Source organism: Streptomyces sp. NPDC050842, assembly GCF_044456565.1.
Lineage (GTDB): Bacteria > Actinomycetota > Actinomycetes > Streptomycetales > Streptomycetaceae > Streptomyces.
Genome location: NZ_JBITGA010000005.1, coordinates 173,044 through 189,792 on the forward strand (window position 1 = coordinate 173,044; position 16,749 = coordinate 189,792).

A 16,749-nucleotide genomic window follows, 5' to 3' on the forward strand; every position below is an offset into this window, starting at 1 on the left:
CGACAGCCGCGGCGACAACACCCCCGTGGACATCTCCCGGCGCCGCCTTCTCGGCACCGTCGGCGCGGCGGGCGCGGCCGGGCTCGTCATCGGCGCGGCCGGTGGCGTCGGGATCTCCTCGGCGGTGTCCGGCGACGACACCACGGCCGGCTCCGGGGCTGGCGGGCCGCAGGCGCTGACCTCGGTCGGCGCGACCGAGGTGATGTTTCACGGGAAACATCAGGCCGGTATCACCGATCCCCTCCAGTCCCGCGGCCATCTCCTCGCCTTCGACCTCGCCCCCGGCGCCGGACGCAAGGAGGCCGCCGCCCTGCTGCGCCGCTGGTCGGCCACGGCGAAGGCACTGATGGCGGGGAAGGCCCCGGCCGCGGACACGGGCATCGCGCTCGACGCGGGGCCCTCCTCCCTCACGGTCACCTTCGGCTTCGGCCGTACCTTCTTCGACCGCACCGGACTGGCCGCGCGCCGACCCACCCAGCTCGACCCGCTGCCCGCCTTCTCCTCCGACGCCCTCGACGCCCGGCGCTCCGAGGGCGACCTGTGGGTGCAGATCGGCGCCGACGACGCCCTCGTCGCCTTCCACGCGCTGCGGGCCGTCCAGAAGGACGCGGGCGACGCGGCCCGGGTGCGCTGGCAGATGAACGGCTTCAACCGCTCGGCCGGAGCCACCGCGCAGCCGATGACCGCGCGCAACCTCATGGGTCAGGTCGACGGCACGGGCAACCCGAAGCCCACCGAGCCCGACTTCGACCAGCGGATCTTCGTCCCGGCCGGTGCCACGGGCGCCCAGGAGTGGATGGCCAGCGGTTCGTACGCGGTGGTGCGGCGGATCCGGATGCTGCTCGACGACTGGGAGAAGCTGCCGCTGGACCGGCAGGAGCAGGTGATCGGCCGCCGGAAGTCCGACGGCGCCCCGCTCTCCGGCGGCACCGAGACCACCGAGCTCGATCTGAACAAGGTCGGTACGGACGGCATGCCGGTGATCCCGGCCGACGCTCACTCCCGGATCTCCGCCCCCGAACAGAACGGCGGGGCGGCGATGCTCCGCCGGCCCTTCTCCTTCCACGACGGGATCGGCCCGGACGGGACACCGGACGCCGGACTGCTCTTCGTCTGCTGGCAGGCCGATCCGCTCCGGGGATTCGTCCCGGTGCAGCGCAAGCTCGACCGGGGCGACGCGCTGTCCCGGTTCATCCGGCACGAGTCGAGCGGCCTCTTCGCGATCCCCGGCGGCCCCGCCGAAGGCGAGTACGTGGGCCAGCGGCTCCTGGAGGCGTAAGAGGCGTAACCGGTCGAGATGTCGTCGAAGCGGGCGGCTCCCGCGCCCGGCGAGCATTAGGGTGACGGTATGTCCGCCACCCGGTTCACGTATCTCGGTCCCGAAGGCACCTTCACGGAGGCCGCGCTGCGTACGCTGCCCGAGGCCGCGACCCGGGAGCTCGTCCCGATGGTCTCGGTCCCGGCCGCGCTCGACGCCGTTCGGAACGGGGAGGCCGCCGCCGCGCTCGTACCGATCGAGAACTCGGTCGAGGGCGGGGTGACCGCGACGCTGGACGAGCTGGCCTCCGGCGAGCCGCTGATGATCTACCGCGAGGTGCTGCTGCCGATCGCCTTCGCGCTGCTCGTGCGGCCGGGGACCAAGCTCTCGGAGATCAAGACGGTCACGGGCCATCCCGTGGCGCAGCCGCAGGTCAGGAACTGGCTGCGGGCGCACCTGCCCGACGCCCTGTGGGAGTCGGCCGCGTCGAACGCGGACGGGGCCCGGCTGGTCCAGGAGGGCCGGTTCGACGCCGCCTTCGCGGGCGAGTTCGCGGCGGTGACCTACGGTCTGGAGCCGCTGGTCAAGGAGATCCACGACGCGGAGAACGCCGAGACCCGGTTCGTGCTCGTGGGCCGGCCGGCCCGCCCGGCGGCTCCGACCGGCGCGGACAAGACCTCGGTGGTGCTGTGGCTGGGGGACGATCATCCGGGTGCCCTCCTCGAACTGCTCCAGGAATTCGCGGTGCGCGGGGTGAACCTGATGCTGATCCAGTCCCGGCCCACGGGAGCGGGGATCGGGAACTACTGCTTCGCCGTGGACGCCGAGGGCCATATCTCGGACCGCCGGGTGGGCGAGGCGCTGATGGGGCTCCAGCGGAACTGCCCCAAGGTGCGCTTCCTCGGCTCGTACCCGCGGGCGGGCGTCGCGGTCGGGGACGTGTCGGCGCTGCGGCGCGGGACGTCGGACGTGGAGTTCATGGCGGCCTCCGATTGGCTGGCGAGGGCCCAGGACGGTCGGGCCTGACCCGATACTGACCGACCGCTCCCGCCGCCGGGGGCGGTCGTCCACAGGTACGAACAACTAGTCCTACCTGCATACTTTTCAGTTACCCACAGAGGTTATCCACAGGGCTCGGCTCGACCTGGGGACAAGTCGACATCGCAATCCGACATGGTCGACAAATCACCCCAGCCGCACCCCGGTCACGTCCAAGCCATCCACAGTGTGCCGATGGCGCATCCGTCACCACGTTTCCGCGGGTCAACTCTTTGGAGCGAGCAATTCCCACCCGAATGAGTGGGCAAATGACGTTTGATCACGGAATTGCCAGGCCCGCCGCGAGGAATCCCCGCGATCTTCCCCGTAGTCCACAGAACTTCCGCACAGCCTGTGGATAAGTGAATGCGGCGGCCCGAGATCCGCTTTTCCCCGAGCGGCAATTCGGGCAAAACAACACGCGCGACCTTATGCGGTGGGGGCGCGCAAGCGGGCACCGGTAGCCTGGTGGGGTGATTGACCTTCGCCTGCTCCGTGAGGACCCCGACCGTGTTCGCGCCTCCCAGCGCGCCCGTGGAGAGGACGTCGCGCTCGTCGACGCCCTGCTCTCCGCCGATGAGCGGCGCAGGTCGTCCGGCGTCCGCTTCGACGAGCTCCGATCCGAGCAGAAGTCGCTCGGAAAGCTGATCCCCAGGGCCACGCCCGAGGAGCGCGCCGAGCTCCTGCAGAAGGCGGAGCAGCTCAAGACCGACGTCAAGGCCGCCGAGGCCGAACAGAACGAGGCCGACGAGACGGCCAAGCGGCTCCTGCTCCAGCTCGGGAACATCGTCCACACGGACGTCCCGGTCGGCGGCGAGGAGGACTTCGTCGTCCTGGAGACGCACGGCACCATCCGCGACTTCGCGGCCGAGGGCTTCGAGCCCAAGGACCACCTGGAGCTCGGCGAGGCGCTCGGCGCCATCGACGTCGAGCGTGGCGCCAAGGTCTCCGGCTCGCGCTTCTACTACCTGACCGGCGTGGGCGCCCTCCTGGAGCTCGCCCTGGTCAATGCGGCGATCGCCCAGGCCACCGAGGCCGGCTTCATCCCGATGCTGACCCCGGCGCTGGTCCGCCCGCGCGCCATGGAGGGCACCGGCTTCCTCGGCCAGGCCGCGGAGAACGTGTACCACCTGGAGAACGACGACCTCTACCTGGTCGGCACCTCCGAGGTCCCGCTCGCCGCGTACCACATGGACGAGATCATCGACGCGGACAAGCTGCCCCTGCGGTACGCGGGCTTCTCGCCCTGCTTCCGCCGCGAGGCCGGCACGTACGGCAAGGACACCCGCGGCATCTTCCGCGTCCACCAGTTCGACAAGGTCGAGATGTTCTCCTACGTCGCGCCCGAGGACGCGGAGAACGAGCACAAGCGACTCCTGGACTGGGAGAAGCAGTGGCTGACCGCGCTGGAGCTGCCGTTCCAGGTCATCGACGTCGCCACCGGTGACCTCGGCGCCTCCGCCTCCCGCAAGTTCGACTGCGAGGCGTGGATCCCGACCCAGGGCAAGTACCGCGAGCTGACCTCCGCCTCGAACTGCAACAGCTTCCAGGCCCGCCGCCTCTCCGTCCGCATGCGCGACGAGCAGGGCGGCAAGAAGACCGTGCAGCCGCTGGCCACCCTGAACGGCACGCTGTGCGCCGTACCGCGCACGATCGTGGCGATCCTGGAGAACCACCAGCTGCCCGACGGCTCGGTGCGCGTGCCCGAGATCCTGCGGCCGTACCTGGGCGGGCGCGAGGTCCTGGAGCCGATCGCCAAGTGAGCCCCTTCCCCTACCGCCTGGTGGCGACGGACCTCGACGGCACGCTGCTGCGCGCCGACGAGTCCGTCTCCGGCCGCACGCGGGACGCGCTCGCCGCCGTGACCGAGGCGGGCGCCGCGCACATCGTCGTCACCGGCCGGGCGGTCCCCTGGACGCGGCACATCCTCGACGACCTCGGCTACGAGGGGATCGCGGTGTGCGGGCAGGGCGCGCAGGTCTACCACGCCGGTGAGCACCGGCTGCTGACCTCGCTGACCCTGGACCGGCAGCTCGCCGGGCTCGCGCTCTCCAAGATCGAGGCGGAGATCGGCCCGCTGGCGCTGGCCGCCAGTCGCGACGGCCTGGAGGGCGAGGTCCTGATGGGCCCCGGCTACCAGGTCCAGGAGGGCCCCCTGCCGTACGTCCCGTACGACGATCCGGCGGAGCTGTGGGCGGCGCCGCTGACCAAGCTCTACATCCAGCACCCGGAGCTGAGCGACGACGAGCTGACGCGGGTCGCGCGCGAGACGGTCGGCGGCCTCGTGGACGTCGTCATGGCCGGGCCGGGGATCGTGGAGATCCTCCCGCTCGGTCTGAGCAAGGCGACGGGACTCTCCCTGGCCGCGCGCCGGCTGGGCGTGAAGGCCGCGGAGACGATCGCCTTCGGCGACATGCCGAACGACATCCCGATGTTCGCCTGGGCGGCCCACGGTGTGGCGATGGGCAACGCGCACGAGGAACTGCGGGCGGTGGCGGACGAGGTGACCTCGTCGAACGAGGAGGACGGCATCGCCGTCGTCCTGGAGCGCCTGCTGAGCGCCTGAGCTTCCTGGACACCGAAGAAGGCCCGCTCCCCTCAAGGGAGCGGGCCTTCGACGTTCACGGCCTCGCGCGGACGTACACGTCCGCGCGCTCGAAGCGGCCGCTTCCGGGAGATCCCCCGTTTCCCCCGCCCGACTAGTGTGCGCCGGTGCGCTGTTCGGGAGCGACTGGTTTTCCGCGGGTCAGCGGGTAGCAGGCGAGGCCGATCGCCAGGGAGATCGCGTGCCCGAGGTCGGTGTACGTGCGGCCGGTCAGCAGCGGTACGAGGAAGAAGGCGACGGCTCCGGCGAGGTAGAACCAGCGCCAGGGGCGAGGCAGCCGGTAGGTCAGGATGCCCACGGAGGCGGCGAGCCCGTAGCTGACCCCGATGTCGACGACGTGCGCCATGCTGCGCGGCACGTCGTGGTCGCGGATGGCGTCCAGGACGACCTGCTGGCTGATGAGGGTCGCCGCGATGTGCGCCGTGGCCACGGTGAAGAGCCACTTCGGCGTGCCGAGCCACCGCTCCACCGGAGCGTGGAAGAGCTCGAAGAGGACCGCGTAGAGCAGCAGGTCCGCCGGTTCCTCGATCCAGAACGCGCTGCCGAGCAGAGCCCGCACCGGGTCGTGCGCGAGCTGGTGGAGGTTGCTGCTGTTGCGGTGGAGGAGATAGCTCTCCAGGCCGTCGGGGGAGAGCGCGATGACGAGGCTCGTGATCGCGATGACCAGCAGCCAGACATGCGTACCGGGTGACGAACGCACCCACGACCTGATCGGTCGGGATGGTTCGCCACCCGGAGACGTGTCGCTGTCCGGGGATTCTGTAATCGGCACCTTGCAGTGCCTATCACCCGGAACCGTGAGAAACCTCAGAAATTGATCATGTGTCCGGCAATGCCGTGGATCGCTTCCTTCACGGCCTCGCCCAGCGTCGGGTGCGCGTGGACGTTCCGCGCGACCTCGTGGACCGTGAGGTCCCACTGCTGGGCCAGCGTCAGCTCGGGCAGCAGCTCGGTGACGTCGGGGCCGATCAGGTGGGCGCCGATGATCTCGCCGTGCGTCCCGTCGGCGATGATCTTGACGAAGCCGGTGGCGTCGCCGAGACCGTGCGCCTTCCCGTTCGCGACGAACGGGAACTTGGCGACCTTGACGTCGAAGCCCTTCTCGCGGGCCTGCGCCTCGGTCCAGCCGAAGCTGGCGATCTGCGGCTGGCAGTAGGTCGCGCGCGGGATCATCGGGTAGTCGAGCTCCATCGTCTCGGCGTCCCCGATGGTCTCGGCCGCGATGACGCCCATGGCCTCGGCGGTGTGCGCGAGCATCAGCTTCGCGGTCACGTCGCCGATGGCGTAGATGTGCGGCACGGAGGTGCGGCAGCGGCCGTCGACGTCGATCGCGCCGCGCTCGGTCAGCGCGACACCGGTGGCCTCCAGGCCGTAGCCGGTGACGTTCGGCGCGAAGCCGATGGCCTGGAGGACCTTGTCGGCCTCCAGGACCTTCTGGGCGCCGTCCTTGCCGGTGACGGTGACGCGGACCTGCGGGCCGGACTCGTCGATCGCCTCGACACGGGTGGACGTCAGGACGTCGATGCCGAGCTTGCGGTACTGCTTCGCCAGCTCCTTGGAGACCTCCTCGTCCTCCAGCGGGGCGATGCGGTCGAGGAACTCGACGATCGTGACCTTGGTGCCGTAGTTGTTCAGCACGTACGCGAACTCGATGCCGATCGCACCGGCGCCGGCGATGACGATCGACTGCGGCGCGTCCTCGGCGAGGATCTGCTCCTCGTACGACACGACGCGCTCGCTGCGGGCGGTGCCCGGCAGCAGACGCGGGGTGGCGCCGGTGGCGATGATGCAGTTCTCGAAGGTGATCGTCTCCGAGGTGCCGTCGGCCTTGGCCACCTGGAGGGTGTTCGCGTCGAGGAAGGTGCCCCGGCCGTCGAACTCGGTGATCCCGTTCTTCTTCATGAGGAAGTGGACGCCCTTGACCCGGCCGTCCGCGACCGAGCGGCTGCGGCGGTAGGCGTCGCCGTAGTCGAAGGTGACGGTGCCGTCGACCTTGATGCCGAAGGTCTTCGCCTCGTGGTTGAAGATGTGGGCCAGTTCGGCGTTGCGCAGCAGCGCCTTGGTGGGGATGCAGCCGACGTTCAGGCAGACACCGCCCCAGTACTTCTCCTCGACGACCGCGACCCGCTTGCCCAGCTGGGCGGCGCGGATGGCGGCGACGTAGCCGCCGGGGCCAGCTCCGAGTACGACGACGTCGAAGCGGTCTGACATGACTGACTCCCGAGGGTGGTGAGGGTGTTCGGTCCGCGTACGGGCCCACAGTAGTCCGGTGTCCCCCACATGGTCAGTTGTAGGATGACTGGGCAACCGGGCGAATAGAGGGGTCGGAACAGCATGGCACTCAAGGCGGCGGGGCGGACCTCGCTGGTGGACTCCGTCGTGGAACAGCTGCGTGCGCAGCTCGCGGACGGGGAGTGGGCGGTCGGCGACCGCATCCCCACCGAGCACGAGCTCGCGCGGCAGCTCGGCGTGGGCCGCAACACCGTCCGCGAGGCGGTCCGGGTCCTCGTCCACGCCGGTCTCCTGGAGTCCCGGCAGGGCAACGGCACCTTCGTCAGGTCGACCGCCGATCCCGCCGCCGTGCTGTCCGGGGTGCGCCACGCGGGCGCGGCGGACGTGATCGAGCTGCGGATCGCCCTGGAGGCGGAGGCCGCCAGGCTCGCGGCGGTACGCCGGGACACCCACGACCTGGTGCGGCTGCGGGCCACCCTCACCACCCTGCGGGAGGAGGGCGACCGGGACGCGGACGCGGACCTCGCCTTCCACCTGGCGGTCGTGGGCGCGACGCACAACGCAGCCTTCGTCGAGGTGTACCGCTTCTTCTCGGCGCAGGTGCACGAAGTGCTGGTGGAGGCGCTCGGCGATCGGGAGATGCCGCCGGTCGACATGGACACCCACGAGGCCCTGGCCGCGGCGATCGAGGCGGGCGACCCGGAGGAGGCGGAGCGGCAGGCACGGGAGCTGCTGCGGGTGCCGATGGAGGCGGTCGTGGCGCTGACGGACGAACAGGAGCGGTCGGGGAAGACGGGGAACACGGGGGAGAGCCGGTGAGCGGGGAGATACGGACGCCGGATCAGGCCTCGGTGGGCGTGCTGGTCGACGCCGAGGCCGGGGGCGGGGCCGGGGTCGTCGCCTCGGCCGAGGGCGTGGCGGCCCGGCGCGCGCTGCTCGCCCACCCGGCGGTGCTCCTCGTCGGGATCGTGCTGGCCTCGCTGAACATGCGGGCCTCGCTGGCGAGCGTGGCGCCCCTGGTGGGCGAGATCTCCACCGCCCTCGGTCTCTCCTCGACGGCGAGCTCGCTCGTCACCTCGGTCCCGGTGCTCTTCCTGGGCCTGGGCGCACTGGTCGCGCCGTGGCTGGGGCGCCGCTTCGGCGCCGAGCGGGTGCTGTTCGCCGCGCTCCTCCTGCTCGCCGTCGGCATCCTCGCGCGCGTGCTGCCGTCCGTGTACGCGCTGTACGGCGGCGGGATCCTCGTCGGCACCGCGATCGCCCTGCTCAACGTCCTGATGCCCGGCCTGGTCAAGCGGGACTTCCCGGACCGGGCAGCGGCGATGACCTCCGTCTACACGGGCGCGATGATCGCCGGCGCGACGGTGGCGGCAGCGGCCGCCGTGCCGCTGGAGGAGGCCCTCGGCGGCGGCTGGAAGGCCTCGCTCGGCGTCTGGTCGCTGCTCGCCCTGGTCGCGGCGGTGGCCTGGCTGCCGCAGGTGGTGATCGCCAGGGGCCGTACGGGCCACGAGGTACGGGCCGTCCCGGCCGGCGACGCCCGCCCGGTGAGCCTCTGGCGCTCGCCGCTCGCCTGGCAGGTGACCCTGTTCATGGGCATGCAGTCGGTCTGGACGTACGTGCTGATCGCCTGGATGCCGACGATCTTCACCGACCACGGGATGAGCCGCTCCACGGCCGGGGTGGTCTTCGCCTTCAACACCCTCACGCAGATCGTGGGCGCCTTCGCGGTACCGCTGCTCGCCGGCCGGACGCGGAGTCAGCGGCCGCTGATCGTCCTGGTCACGGCGCTGGTCGCGGCCGGTTACGTCGGCCTGCTCGTCGCGCCCGTCGAGGGCGCCTGGCTCTGGTCGGGTGTGCTCGGCGTCGGCCAGGGCGGTGCGCTTGGCCTCGCCCTCACCCTGATCGTGCTGCGCTCGGGGGACGCGGCGACCGCGTCCCGGCTGTCCGGGATGGCGCAGTCGGTCGGCTATCTGCTCGGCGCGGTGGGTCCGCTGGCCGCCGGCGCCCTGCACCAGGCCACCGGCTCCTGGACCCTGCCGATCGCCCTGGTCCTGGGGGTCTGCGCGGTGGCCCTCGCCGTGGGTCTCCTCGCGGCCCGGGACCGTGTGGTCTGAGGGGGGCGCGGAACGGCTCCGGGAGGGCCTCCCGGAGCCGTGCGACGACCTTCGGAGTCGTACCGACTCCGTGTGTGGTCCTGGGCCTACTCCTCGCCCGCCAGGGTCAACGTCCGCAGCTTGTGTCCGGCGAACCAGGTCGCCACGACCGTGACCGCCACGAGGAGGACGGTCGCCGTGGTGAGACCGACCTCGGAGTCGATCAGACCGTCACCGGTGACCTTCTCCGCGAGGGCGAGCGACCACTGCTGGACGCTCAGGGTCTTGGCGCCGGAGATCAGGGAGCCGAAGAGGGTCTCCCAGACCAGCGCGTAGACCAGGCCGATGACCACCGCGTGCCGGCTGACCGTGCCGAGCAGCAGGAACAGCGCGCTGTAGGCGATGGAGGCCACCAGGGCCGCCACCGTGTACGCGATCGCCACCTGCTGGCCGTTGCCGTTGAGGACGAATCCGGCGATGAACGTCGGCACCGCCGAGAAGACCATGGTCACGGCGATCGCCACGATGAGCTTCGTGAAGATGATCGAGGACCGCTTCACTGGCTTGGACAGCAGGTAGACGATCGAACCGTCGTCGATCTCCGGCCCGATCGCGCCCGTCCCGGCGATCACGCCGATCAGCGGCACCATCGTGGCCAGCGCGAAGCCGCCCAGGACGTCGGCGGCGACCTGGTCGTCCGCGCCGTTGAAGGCCCGGACCGCCGCCGCGATGAGCACCAGCAGGGCGGGCAGCAGGAAGAGGATCAACGCCCGCCGGCGGCCGAGGAGGGCCCGGTAGGTGAGCCGGGCGACTGTGGGGTTATACATCGATCAGGCTCCTTTCAGGCCGCGACGAGGTACGAGAAGACCGATTCGAGGGACTCGTCCGAGGGCGAGACCGTCAGGAGGCGGATGCCCTGGTCCTTCGCGACCCTGGGCAGCAGCTCCGTGAACCGCCCGAAGTCCACCGCCTGGACGCGCAGTCCGCCTTCCACCTGGTCGACCTCGATCCCGGCCGTGGACGGATCGGCGATCAGTGCGGCGGCCAGCGCCCGGTCGTCGCTGGAGCGGACGAGATAGCGGTGCGGCCGGTCCGTCATGAGCCGGCGGATCTTGCGGAAGTCACCGGAGGCCGCGTGGCGCCCGGCCACGATCACCTCGATGTGGGAGGCGAGCTGCTCGACCTCCTCCAGGATGTGCGAGGAGAAGAGGACCGTGCGGCCCTCCCCGCCCATCCGCCGCAGCAGGTCCATCAACTGCATGCGCTGGCGCGGGTCCATGCCGTTGAACGGCTCGTCCAGGAGCAGCACGGACGGCTCGTGCACGAGGGCCGAGGCCATCTTCACGCGCTGCCGCATGCCCTTGCTGTACGTGGAGATCTTGCGGTCCTGGGCGTACTCCATCTCGACCGTGGCGAGGGCCGCCTGGGCCTCCTTGTCGCCGAGGCCCTGGAGCTCCGCGTTGGCCACGACGAACTCGCGACCGGTGAGGAAGTCGTACATCGCCTCCCGCTCGGGGACGACACCGATCTGGCGGTAGACGGACTCGTTCCCCCAGATCTTCTGGCCGTCGAGCGTGACGCTGCCCGTGGAGGGGTCGAGGAAGCCGCCCATCATGTTGATCAGGGTGGACTTCCCGGCGCCGTTCGGGCCGAGGAGGCCGGTGACGCCCGGGCCCACCGACATCGTGACGTCGTTCACGGCCACGACGTTTCCGAACCAGCGGGAGACGTGGTCGATGTGGAGGGCGGTCACAGCCCGACCTTTCGGTAGCGGCGCATCAGGATGCCGTACGAGCCGGCGATGAGCGCGAGGACGACCAGCACGTAGACCACGCCGGCACCGGTGCTCGGACCGCCGAGCTCGGGGAAGCCCGGAGGGGCACCCAGGAAGGCGCTCTGTACGCCGTCGATGAGGGTCATCGGCGAGAAGAGGCCGAGCCACTGGATGGCGCCCGCGTTCTCGGTGGCGAAGGCGATGCCCATGAGGGTGGAGACCGCCCCGTACGAGACGGTCAGGACGGCGATCACGGCGGCGACGCCGAAGCCGCGGCGCGGGGTGAGGGCCGCCATGACGAGTCCGATGCCGCCGAAGAGCACCGAGAGCAGCGCCACGGAGACGAGCCCCTGGCCGAACATCTTGGTCTGCTCGGCGAAGTCCATCTTGGCGAGCAGCGAGCCGATCCAGAGGATCAGCAGCGGCGAGGCGGTCAGGATGAAGAGCGCCGAGGCCATCGCGCCGAGCTTGGCGAGGACGTAGTCCGCGCGCTCGATCGGGCGGGAGAAGTACAGCGGCACCGTCCGGAACCGGAGGTCCCGGGAGACGGACTGCGGTGCCTGCGAGGCCAGGTAGATGCTGATGACGACCTGGAGGTAGATCGCGTACTGCGTGTACTCGATCGACAGTTTGGACTGCTTCCCGACGACGGCGACCGCGACGAGGATCAGCGCCGGGACGCACATCACGGCGAAGAGGAGCATCGGCAGCACCTTCGACTTGGCGCTGCGGCCGAGGCCGTAGGCACCGCGCAGGGACTGCGAGAACAGCGACCGGCGCGCGTAGGCCCGGCCGAGGCGCGGGCCGTCGTAGGACCGGTAGCCGATGTTGTGGATCTGCGTCGTGTCGGGAGCGGCCTGGGAGGGGTGGGGCAGCTGGGTGCTCATCGGGCCGGCACCTCCTCGTGCCGCGGGGGCGTCTCGGGCCGGAAGACCTCGGCGATGTGGTGGCGGCGCTGCTCCATGCGGACGAGACCGAGGCCGAGACCGGCGACGGTGTCCCGCACGAGGTCGTACGTCTCCTCGCCGGCCGCCTCCAGGAGCAGGATGTGACCGGCGCCCGGCAGACCGTCCTCCACGCCCGCGTGGATCGTCACGCCGGCGTCGGTGAGGGCCGCGCGGAGCGCCCCCGTGCCGTCGGGGTGGGTGTCGGAGTCGGTGACCTCGACCGCGAGCGTCGTGGTGGTCCGGGTGAAGTCGCTGGTGGAGCTGGAGCGGAGCAGCTGCCCGCCGTCGATGACGACGACGTGGTCGCAGGTGCGCTCCAGCTCGCCGAGGAGATGCGAGGTCACGAGGACGGAGATGCCGAAGTCGGTCCAGACGCGGCGGATCAGTCCGAGCATCTCGTCACGGCCGACCGGGTCGAGGCCGTTGGTCGGCTCGTCGAGGAGGACCAGCTTCGGGTCGTGGACGAGGGCCTGCGCGAGCTTCACCCGCTGCTTCATGCCCGTCGAGTAACCGCCGATGGGGCGGTAGCGCTCCTCGTACAGGCCGACGTGGCGGAGGGTGTCGGCGGTCCGCTCCCGGGCGGCGGTCGCGGGCAGGCCCGACATCCGCGCCATGTGGACGACGAACTCGGTGGCCGAGACGTCCGGGGGCAGGCAGTCGTGCTCCGGCATGTAGCCGACCTGCTCACGGATCTGCGCGCCGGAGGTGCTGACGTCGAGGCCGAGCACCTCGGCCCGGCCCTCCGTGGCGGGGGCGAGTCCGAGCAGGATCTTGATCATGGTGGACTTGCCGGCTCCGTTGGCACCCACGAGTCCGGTCACACCGGGCCCGATGTCCAGGGAGAGCCGGTCAAGAGCGGTCACCCGGGGGTACCGCTTGCTGAGGCTTTCGGTCGCGATCACAGTCACAGGCACGACGGTAGTGGTGTGCGCCACAGCGGTCGTCAGCCCAACGGCTCGATCCTTCTCCGACCAGAGGAGTACAAGCCCGTAAGGGGGTCGCGACGAAAGTCGTTTTCCACAGGCTGCCGTCCGACCCCTTGACTCAGCCGCCGGGCATTGTCACATTCATCGGTGTCAAGTTACGGACGCGTAGTGCGATCGGGCGCTCACACGGGACGGCGGATGGCATGGGCTCAGCAGTGACAGGGGAACTCTCCGTGGAGTTGCGGGGGTTCAGGGAAGTGCAGCGGCTCTCCTACGAGTGCGCGGAAGCCGTCGCGGCGCAGCTCAAGCCGGGAGTGACCGAGCGCGAGGCCGCCCGGATGCAGCGGGAGTGGCTGTACGAGCGCGGGGTGCGGGACTGGTTCCACCGGCCGTTCGCCTGGTTCGGGGACCGCACGGCCTTCGTGGACTTCAAGATCCCCCTGCAGTTCTTCCCGACGAACCGCCGCCTGGAGGCGGGGATGCCGTTCATCCTCGACATGGCGCCTGTCTACAAGGGCCACACCGCCGACATCGGCTACAGCGGCTGCCTGGGCCTCAACCCCCTGCACGACAAGCTGCTCGCCGACCTCCGCGACCACCGCGAGCTGATACTCCACGAGGTCCGCGAGCGCCGTACGCTGCGCGAGATATACGAGGACGTGGACCGGCTCATGGTCCGCCAGGGGTACGCGAACCGGCACCGGGCCTACCCCTTCGGCGTCATCGCCCACAAGATCGACCGGGTGAAGGAGCGCCGCTGGTCGCCGACGCTCTTCGGCTTCGGGACGCAGGCGATCAAGGGCTTGGCGAGCGACGCGATCCACGGCCACCGGGACGGCTGGTCGCCGCTCTGGTCGCCGTACACGTTCTCCGACCACCCGCCCGTGCCCGGGCTGTGGGCGGTCGAGCCGCACCTCGGATTCCGGGGGACGGGCGCGAAGTTCGAGGAGATCCTGGTCGTCACCGACTCGAAGGATCCCGAGCAGAGCGCGTTCTGGCTGGACGACGATCTGCCGCACGTGCGGCGCTGGAACGAGGGGGCGGTCTGATGGCGGGGCTCAAGGGTGTGCGGGAGCGCTGGGTCCGTACGGGCGGGGTCGAGCTGTGTGTCGCCGAGCTGGGCGACGCGGACCGGCCGACCGTGGTGCTCGTGCACGGCTACCCGGACTCCAAGGAGGTCTGGTCGGAGGTCGCGGCCCGGCTGGCCGAGGAGTTCCACGTCGTGCTGTACGACATCCGGGGCCACGGCCGGTCGACGGCTCCGGCCCCGCTGCGCGGCGGCTTCACGCTGGAGAAGCTGACGGACGACTTCCTCGCGGTCGCCGACGCCGTCAGCCCGGACCGGCCGGTCCATCTCGTCGGCCACGACTGGGGCTCGGTGCAGGCCTGGGAGTTCGTCACCGTCCCGCGCACCGAGGGGCGGATCGCGTCCTTCACCTCGATGTCGGGGCCGAGCCTCGACCACTTCGGGCACTGGATCAAGCAGCGCATGACCCGGCCCACCCCCCGTCGCGTCGGGCAGCTCCTCGGCCAGGGCGCCAAGTCCTGGTACGTCTACATGCTGCACACGCCGGTGCTGCCGGAGCTCGCCTGGCGCGGGCCGCTCGGCAAGCGCTGGCCGAAGATCCTGGAGCGGGTCGAGAAGGTCCCGGCCGGCGACTACCCGACGCCCTCACTGCCGAGCGACGCGGCGCACGGCGCCTGGCTCTACCGGGACAACGTCCGCGCCCGTCTCGGCAGGCCGCGCCCCGACGCGTACGCGCACGTGCCCGTGCAGCTGATCACGCCGACCGGTGACGCCTTCCTCTCCGAGCGGCTCTACGACGACCTGGGCACCTGGGTGCCGGACCTGACCCGGCGCACCCTGCCCGCCAAGCACTGGGTGCCGCGCACCCGGCCGGACCGGCTGTCGGCCTGGATCGCCGAGTTCGTCCGGGCCAACGACGACCCGGCGACCGGGGCCTCGGGTGCTCGCCGGCCCGTCGCGGCGACGGCGGCGAGGAGCGGGGTGAAGCCGGAGTACGCCGAGCGGTTCGGCGGGCAGCTGGTCCTGGTGACCGGGGCCGCCAGCGGCATCGGGCGGGCCACCGCCTTCGCGTTCGCGGAGGCCGGCGCCCGGGTCGTGGCCGTGGACCGGGACGCCGAGGGCGCGAGCCGTACGGCCGAGATGGCCCGGCTGATCGGCGCTCCCGAGGCCTGGAGCGAGACCGTCGACGTCGCCGACGAGCAGGCGATGGAGAAGCTGGCCGCGAAGGTGGCGAGCGAGTACGGGATCGTCGACGTCCTGGTCAACAACGCGGGCATAGGGCTCACCGGCTCCTTCTTCGAGACGACGAGCGAGGAGTGGAAGCGGCTCCTGGACGTCAACCTGTGGGGCGTGATCCACGGGTGCCGGATCTTCGGCGCGCAGATGACCGCGCGCGGCCAGGGCGGTCACATCGTCAACACCGCTTCCGCGGCCGCCTTCCAGCCCTCCCGTGCCCTGCCCGCGTACAGCACGTCGAAGGCGGCCGTGCTGATGCTCAGCGAGTGCCTGCGCGCCGAACTGGCCGACCAGGGCATCGGGGTGTCCGCGATCTGCCCCGGCATCGTCAACACCAACATCACCGCGACCACGCGGTTCGCGGGGGTCACGGACGATGCGGAGGAGAAGCGGCGCCAGAAGAAGGCGACCCGGCTCTACGGCCTGCGGAACTACCCGCCGGAGAAGGTCGCGGACGCGATCCTGGGGGCGGTCCTGCACGACCGGGCCGTCGTCCCGGTGACTCCTGAGGCCCGGGGCATCCACGCCCTGTCCCGGCTGAGCCCGGGCGCGCTGCGGGCCTTCGCCCGCTGGCAGCCGCCCGCGTAGGCGGGTCGGGGGAGGGACGCGCGGTCGTACGATCCCTCCCAGGAGGGGCCCCGCGGCGACGGGGTGCGGAAAGCGGGCGGTGGGAGCGGGTTTGTCCGAGCAGTCAGCACAGCCGGAGTACCGGATCGAGGACCTCGCGCATCACAGCGGGGCCACGGTCCGGACGATCCGCGCCTACCAGGACCGCGGTCTGCTGCCCCGCCCCGAGCGGCGCGGCAGGTCCAACGTGTACGGGGACGCGCACCTCGCCAGGCTGCGCCAGATCGCCGACCTCCTCGACCGTGGCTACACGCTGGCCTCGATCAAGGAGCTCCTGGAGGCCTGGGACACCGGCCGGGGCCTCGGCGGGGTACTCGGCCTGGTCGCGGAGGTCCATGGGCCGTGGACGGACGAGGAGGCGGCCCGGATATCCCGCGCGGAGCTGGACGCCCGCTTCGGCGGCAAGCCCGACGAGGACGCCATCCGGGAGGCCGTCGAGCTCGGCGTACTGGAGCGGCTTCCGGACCGGGAGGCGGAGGAGTACCTCGTACCGAGCCCGCAAGAGCTGTCCGTGGCCGTGGAGTTGTACGCGGCCGGGGTGCCGCTTCCGGCAATCACCGGGCATCTGCGGGAGCTTCGCGACCAGGTCGAGCACATCGCCTCCCGCTTCCTGGAGTTCACGACCGAGCACGTCTTCGCTCGCTATCTGGAGCACCGGCCCCCGACGGACGCGGACGCGGCCGAGGCGGCGACGATGGTGCGGCGGCTCCGGCCGCTCGCCCAGCAGACGGTCGATGCCGAACTGGCGCGGGCCATGCGCCTGTTGGCGACCCAGCACCTCCAGCTCCACCTCTCGCCCGACGCACCGCCGGCGAGGGACGACGAGCCCCGCTCGGTGGGTCTGCCCGCCGGGACGATTCGGGCCGTACAGAATCTCGTTGGCGCGGAGGGTGTCGCGGCGTTCATCACGGCTGCCGCGGAACGCGAGGTCCATAAGAGGACATTGGACAGCCTTGCCGCAACTCAGCAGATAACCAGCTAACTTGCCC

General features: G+C 71.0%; 15 protein-coding genes. 9 read left to right on the forward strand and 6 right to left on the reverse strand.

The features are described from left to right. Positions 1-25: 25 nt before the first annotated feature. From efeB to ACIBG6_RS17775, 4 genes are all read left to right on the forward strand, one after another. Positions 26-1,279 carry an iron uptake transporter deferrochelatase/peroxidase subunit gene (gene efeB, locus ACIBG6_RS17760; RefSeq protein WP_399224002.1) on the forward strand — a complete coding sequence of 418 codons (1,254 nt, stop codon included), beginning with the start codon at positions 26-28 and terminating at the stop codon, positions 1,277-1,279. A gap of 69 nt (positions 1,280-1,348) precedes the next feature. Then, positions 1,349-2,284: a prephenate dehydratase gene (pheA, locus tag ACIBG6_RS17765; protein ID WP_399223519.1), complete on the forward strand. Its 936-nt coding sequence runs from the start codon at positions 1,349-1,351 to the stop codon at positions 2,282-2,284. Between the two features lie 485 nt (positions 2,285-2,769). Then, positions 2,770-4,059, forward strand: coding sequence for a serine--tRNA ligase (gene serS / locus ACIBG6_RS17770; protein WP_399223520.1), 1,290 nt, complete (start codon positions 2,770-2,772; stop codon positions 4,057-4,059). Next, on the forward strand, positions 4,056-4,862 hold the full coding sequence (locus tag ACIBG6_RS17775; RefSeq protein WP_399223521.1) for an HAD family hydrolase: 807 nt from the start codon (positions 4,056-4,058) through the stop codon (positions 4,860-4,862). The genes serS and ACIBG6_RS17775 overlap by 4 nt, the downstream gene beginning before the upstream one ends. Before the next feature lie 133 nt (positions 4,863-4,995). Here the strand turns inward: ACIBG6_RS17775 and ACIBG6_RS17780 are convergent, their stop codons facing one another. Next, on the reverse strand, positions 4,996-5,601 hold the full coding sequence (locus ACIBG6_RS17780) for a rhomboid-like protein (protein ID WP_399223522.1): 606 nt from the start codon (positions 5,599-5,601) through the stop codon (positions 4,996-4,998). Positions 5,602-5,708: 107 nt separating this feature from the next. After that, positions 5,709-7,112 carry a dihydrolipoyl dehydrogenase gene (gene lpdA, locus ACIBG6_RS17785; RefSeq protein WP_399223523.1) on the reverse strand — a complete coding sequence of 468 codons (1,404 nt, stop codon included), beginning with the start codon at positions 7,110-7,112 and terminating at the stop codon, positions 5,709-5,711. Between the two features lie 123 nt (positions 7,113-7,235). Here lpdA and ACIBG6_RS17790 point away from each other — a divergent pair, with 123 nt between their 5' ends. Continuing rightward, positions 7,236-7,952 (forward strand): FadR/GntR family transcriptional regulator, encoded by a 717-nt coding sequence (locus ACIBG6_RS17790; protein WP_399223524.1) that lies wholly within the window; start codon positions 7,236-7,238, stop codon positions 7,950-7,952. Further along, the gene (locus ACIBG6_RS17795) at positions 7,949-9,244 is read left to right on the forward strand and encodes a CynX/NimT family MFS transporter (RefSeq protein ID WP_399223525.1); all 1,296 of its coding nucleotides are present in this window, start codon (positions 7,949-7,951) and stop codon (positions 9,242-9,244) included. Before ACIBG6_RS17790 ends, ACIBG6_RS17795 begins: the two co-directional genes overlap by 4 nt. An 86-nt stretch (positions 9,245-9,330) precedes the next feature. Here ACIBG6_RS17795 and ACIBG6_RS17800 read toward each other — a convergent pair whose 3' ends face one another. Genes ACIBG6_RS17800 through ACIBG6_RS17815 form a run of 4 tightly spaced genes read right to left on the reverse strand, consistent with a single transcriptional unit; the run spans position 9,331 to position 12,846 of the window. Further along, positions 9,331-10,050, reverse strand: coding sequence for an ABC transporter permease (locus ACIBG6_RS17800; protein WP_329622290.1), 720 nt, complete (start codon positions 10,048-10,050; stop codon positions 9,331-9,333). Positions 10,051-10,064: 14 nt separating this feature from the next. Further along, positions 10,065-10,976, reverse strand: a complete 912-nt coding sequence (locus tag ACIBG6_RS17805; protein ID WP_399223526.1) for an ABC transporter ATP-binding protein — start codon at positions 10,974-10,976, stop codon at positions 10,065-10,067. After that, positions 10,973-11,884 (reverse strand): ABC transporter permease, encoded by a 912-nt coding sequence (locus tag ACIBG6_RS17810; RefSeq protein WP_399223527.1) that lies wholly within the window; start codon positions 11,882-11,884, stop codon positions 10,973-10,975. Before ACIBG6_RS17810 ends, ACIBG6_RS17805 begins: the two co-directional genes overlap by 4 nt. Next, on the reverse strand, positions 11,881-12,846 hold the full coding sequence (locus tag ACIBG6_RS17815; RefSeq protein WP_399224003.1) for an ABC transporter ATP-binding protein: 966 nt from the start codon (positions 12,844-12,846) through the stop codon (positions 11,881-11,883). The genes ACIBG6_RS17810 and ACIBG6_RS17815 overlap by 4 nt, the downstream gene beginning before the upstream one ends. A 227-nt stretch (positions 12,847-13,073) precedes the next feature. On the opposite strand from ACIBG6_RS17815, the gene ACIBG6_RS17820 reads away from it, so the two are divergent. The 3 genes from ACIBG6_RS17820 (at position 13,074) to ACIBG6_RS17830 (ending at position 16,742) form a co-directional block, all read left to right on the forward strand. Then, positions 13,074-13,919, forward strand: coding sequence for a M24 family metallopeptidase (locus tag ACIBG6_RS17820; RefSeq protein ID WP_399223528.1), 846 nt, complete (start codon positions 13,074-13,076; stop codon positions 13,917-13,919). Beyond that, positions 13,919-15,721, forward strand: coding sequence for an SDR family oxidoreductase (locus ACIBG6_RS17825; RefSeq protein WP_399223529.1), 1,803 nt, complete (start codon positions 13,919-13,921; stop codon positions 15,719-15,721). Before ACIBG6_RS17820 ends, ACIBG6_RS17825 begins: the two co-directional genes overlap by 1 nt. Positions 15,722-15,812: 91 nt before the next feature. Continuing rightward, positions 15,813-16,742: a MerR family transcriptional regulator gene (locus ACIBG6_RS17830; RefSeq protein ID WP_399223530.1), complete on the forward strand. Its 930-nt coding sequence runs from the start codon at positions 15,813-15,815 to the stop codon at positions 16,740-16,742. The last annotated feature ends 7 nt before the right edge of the window (positions 16,743-16,749 follow it).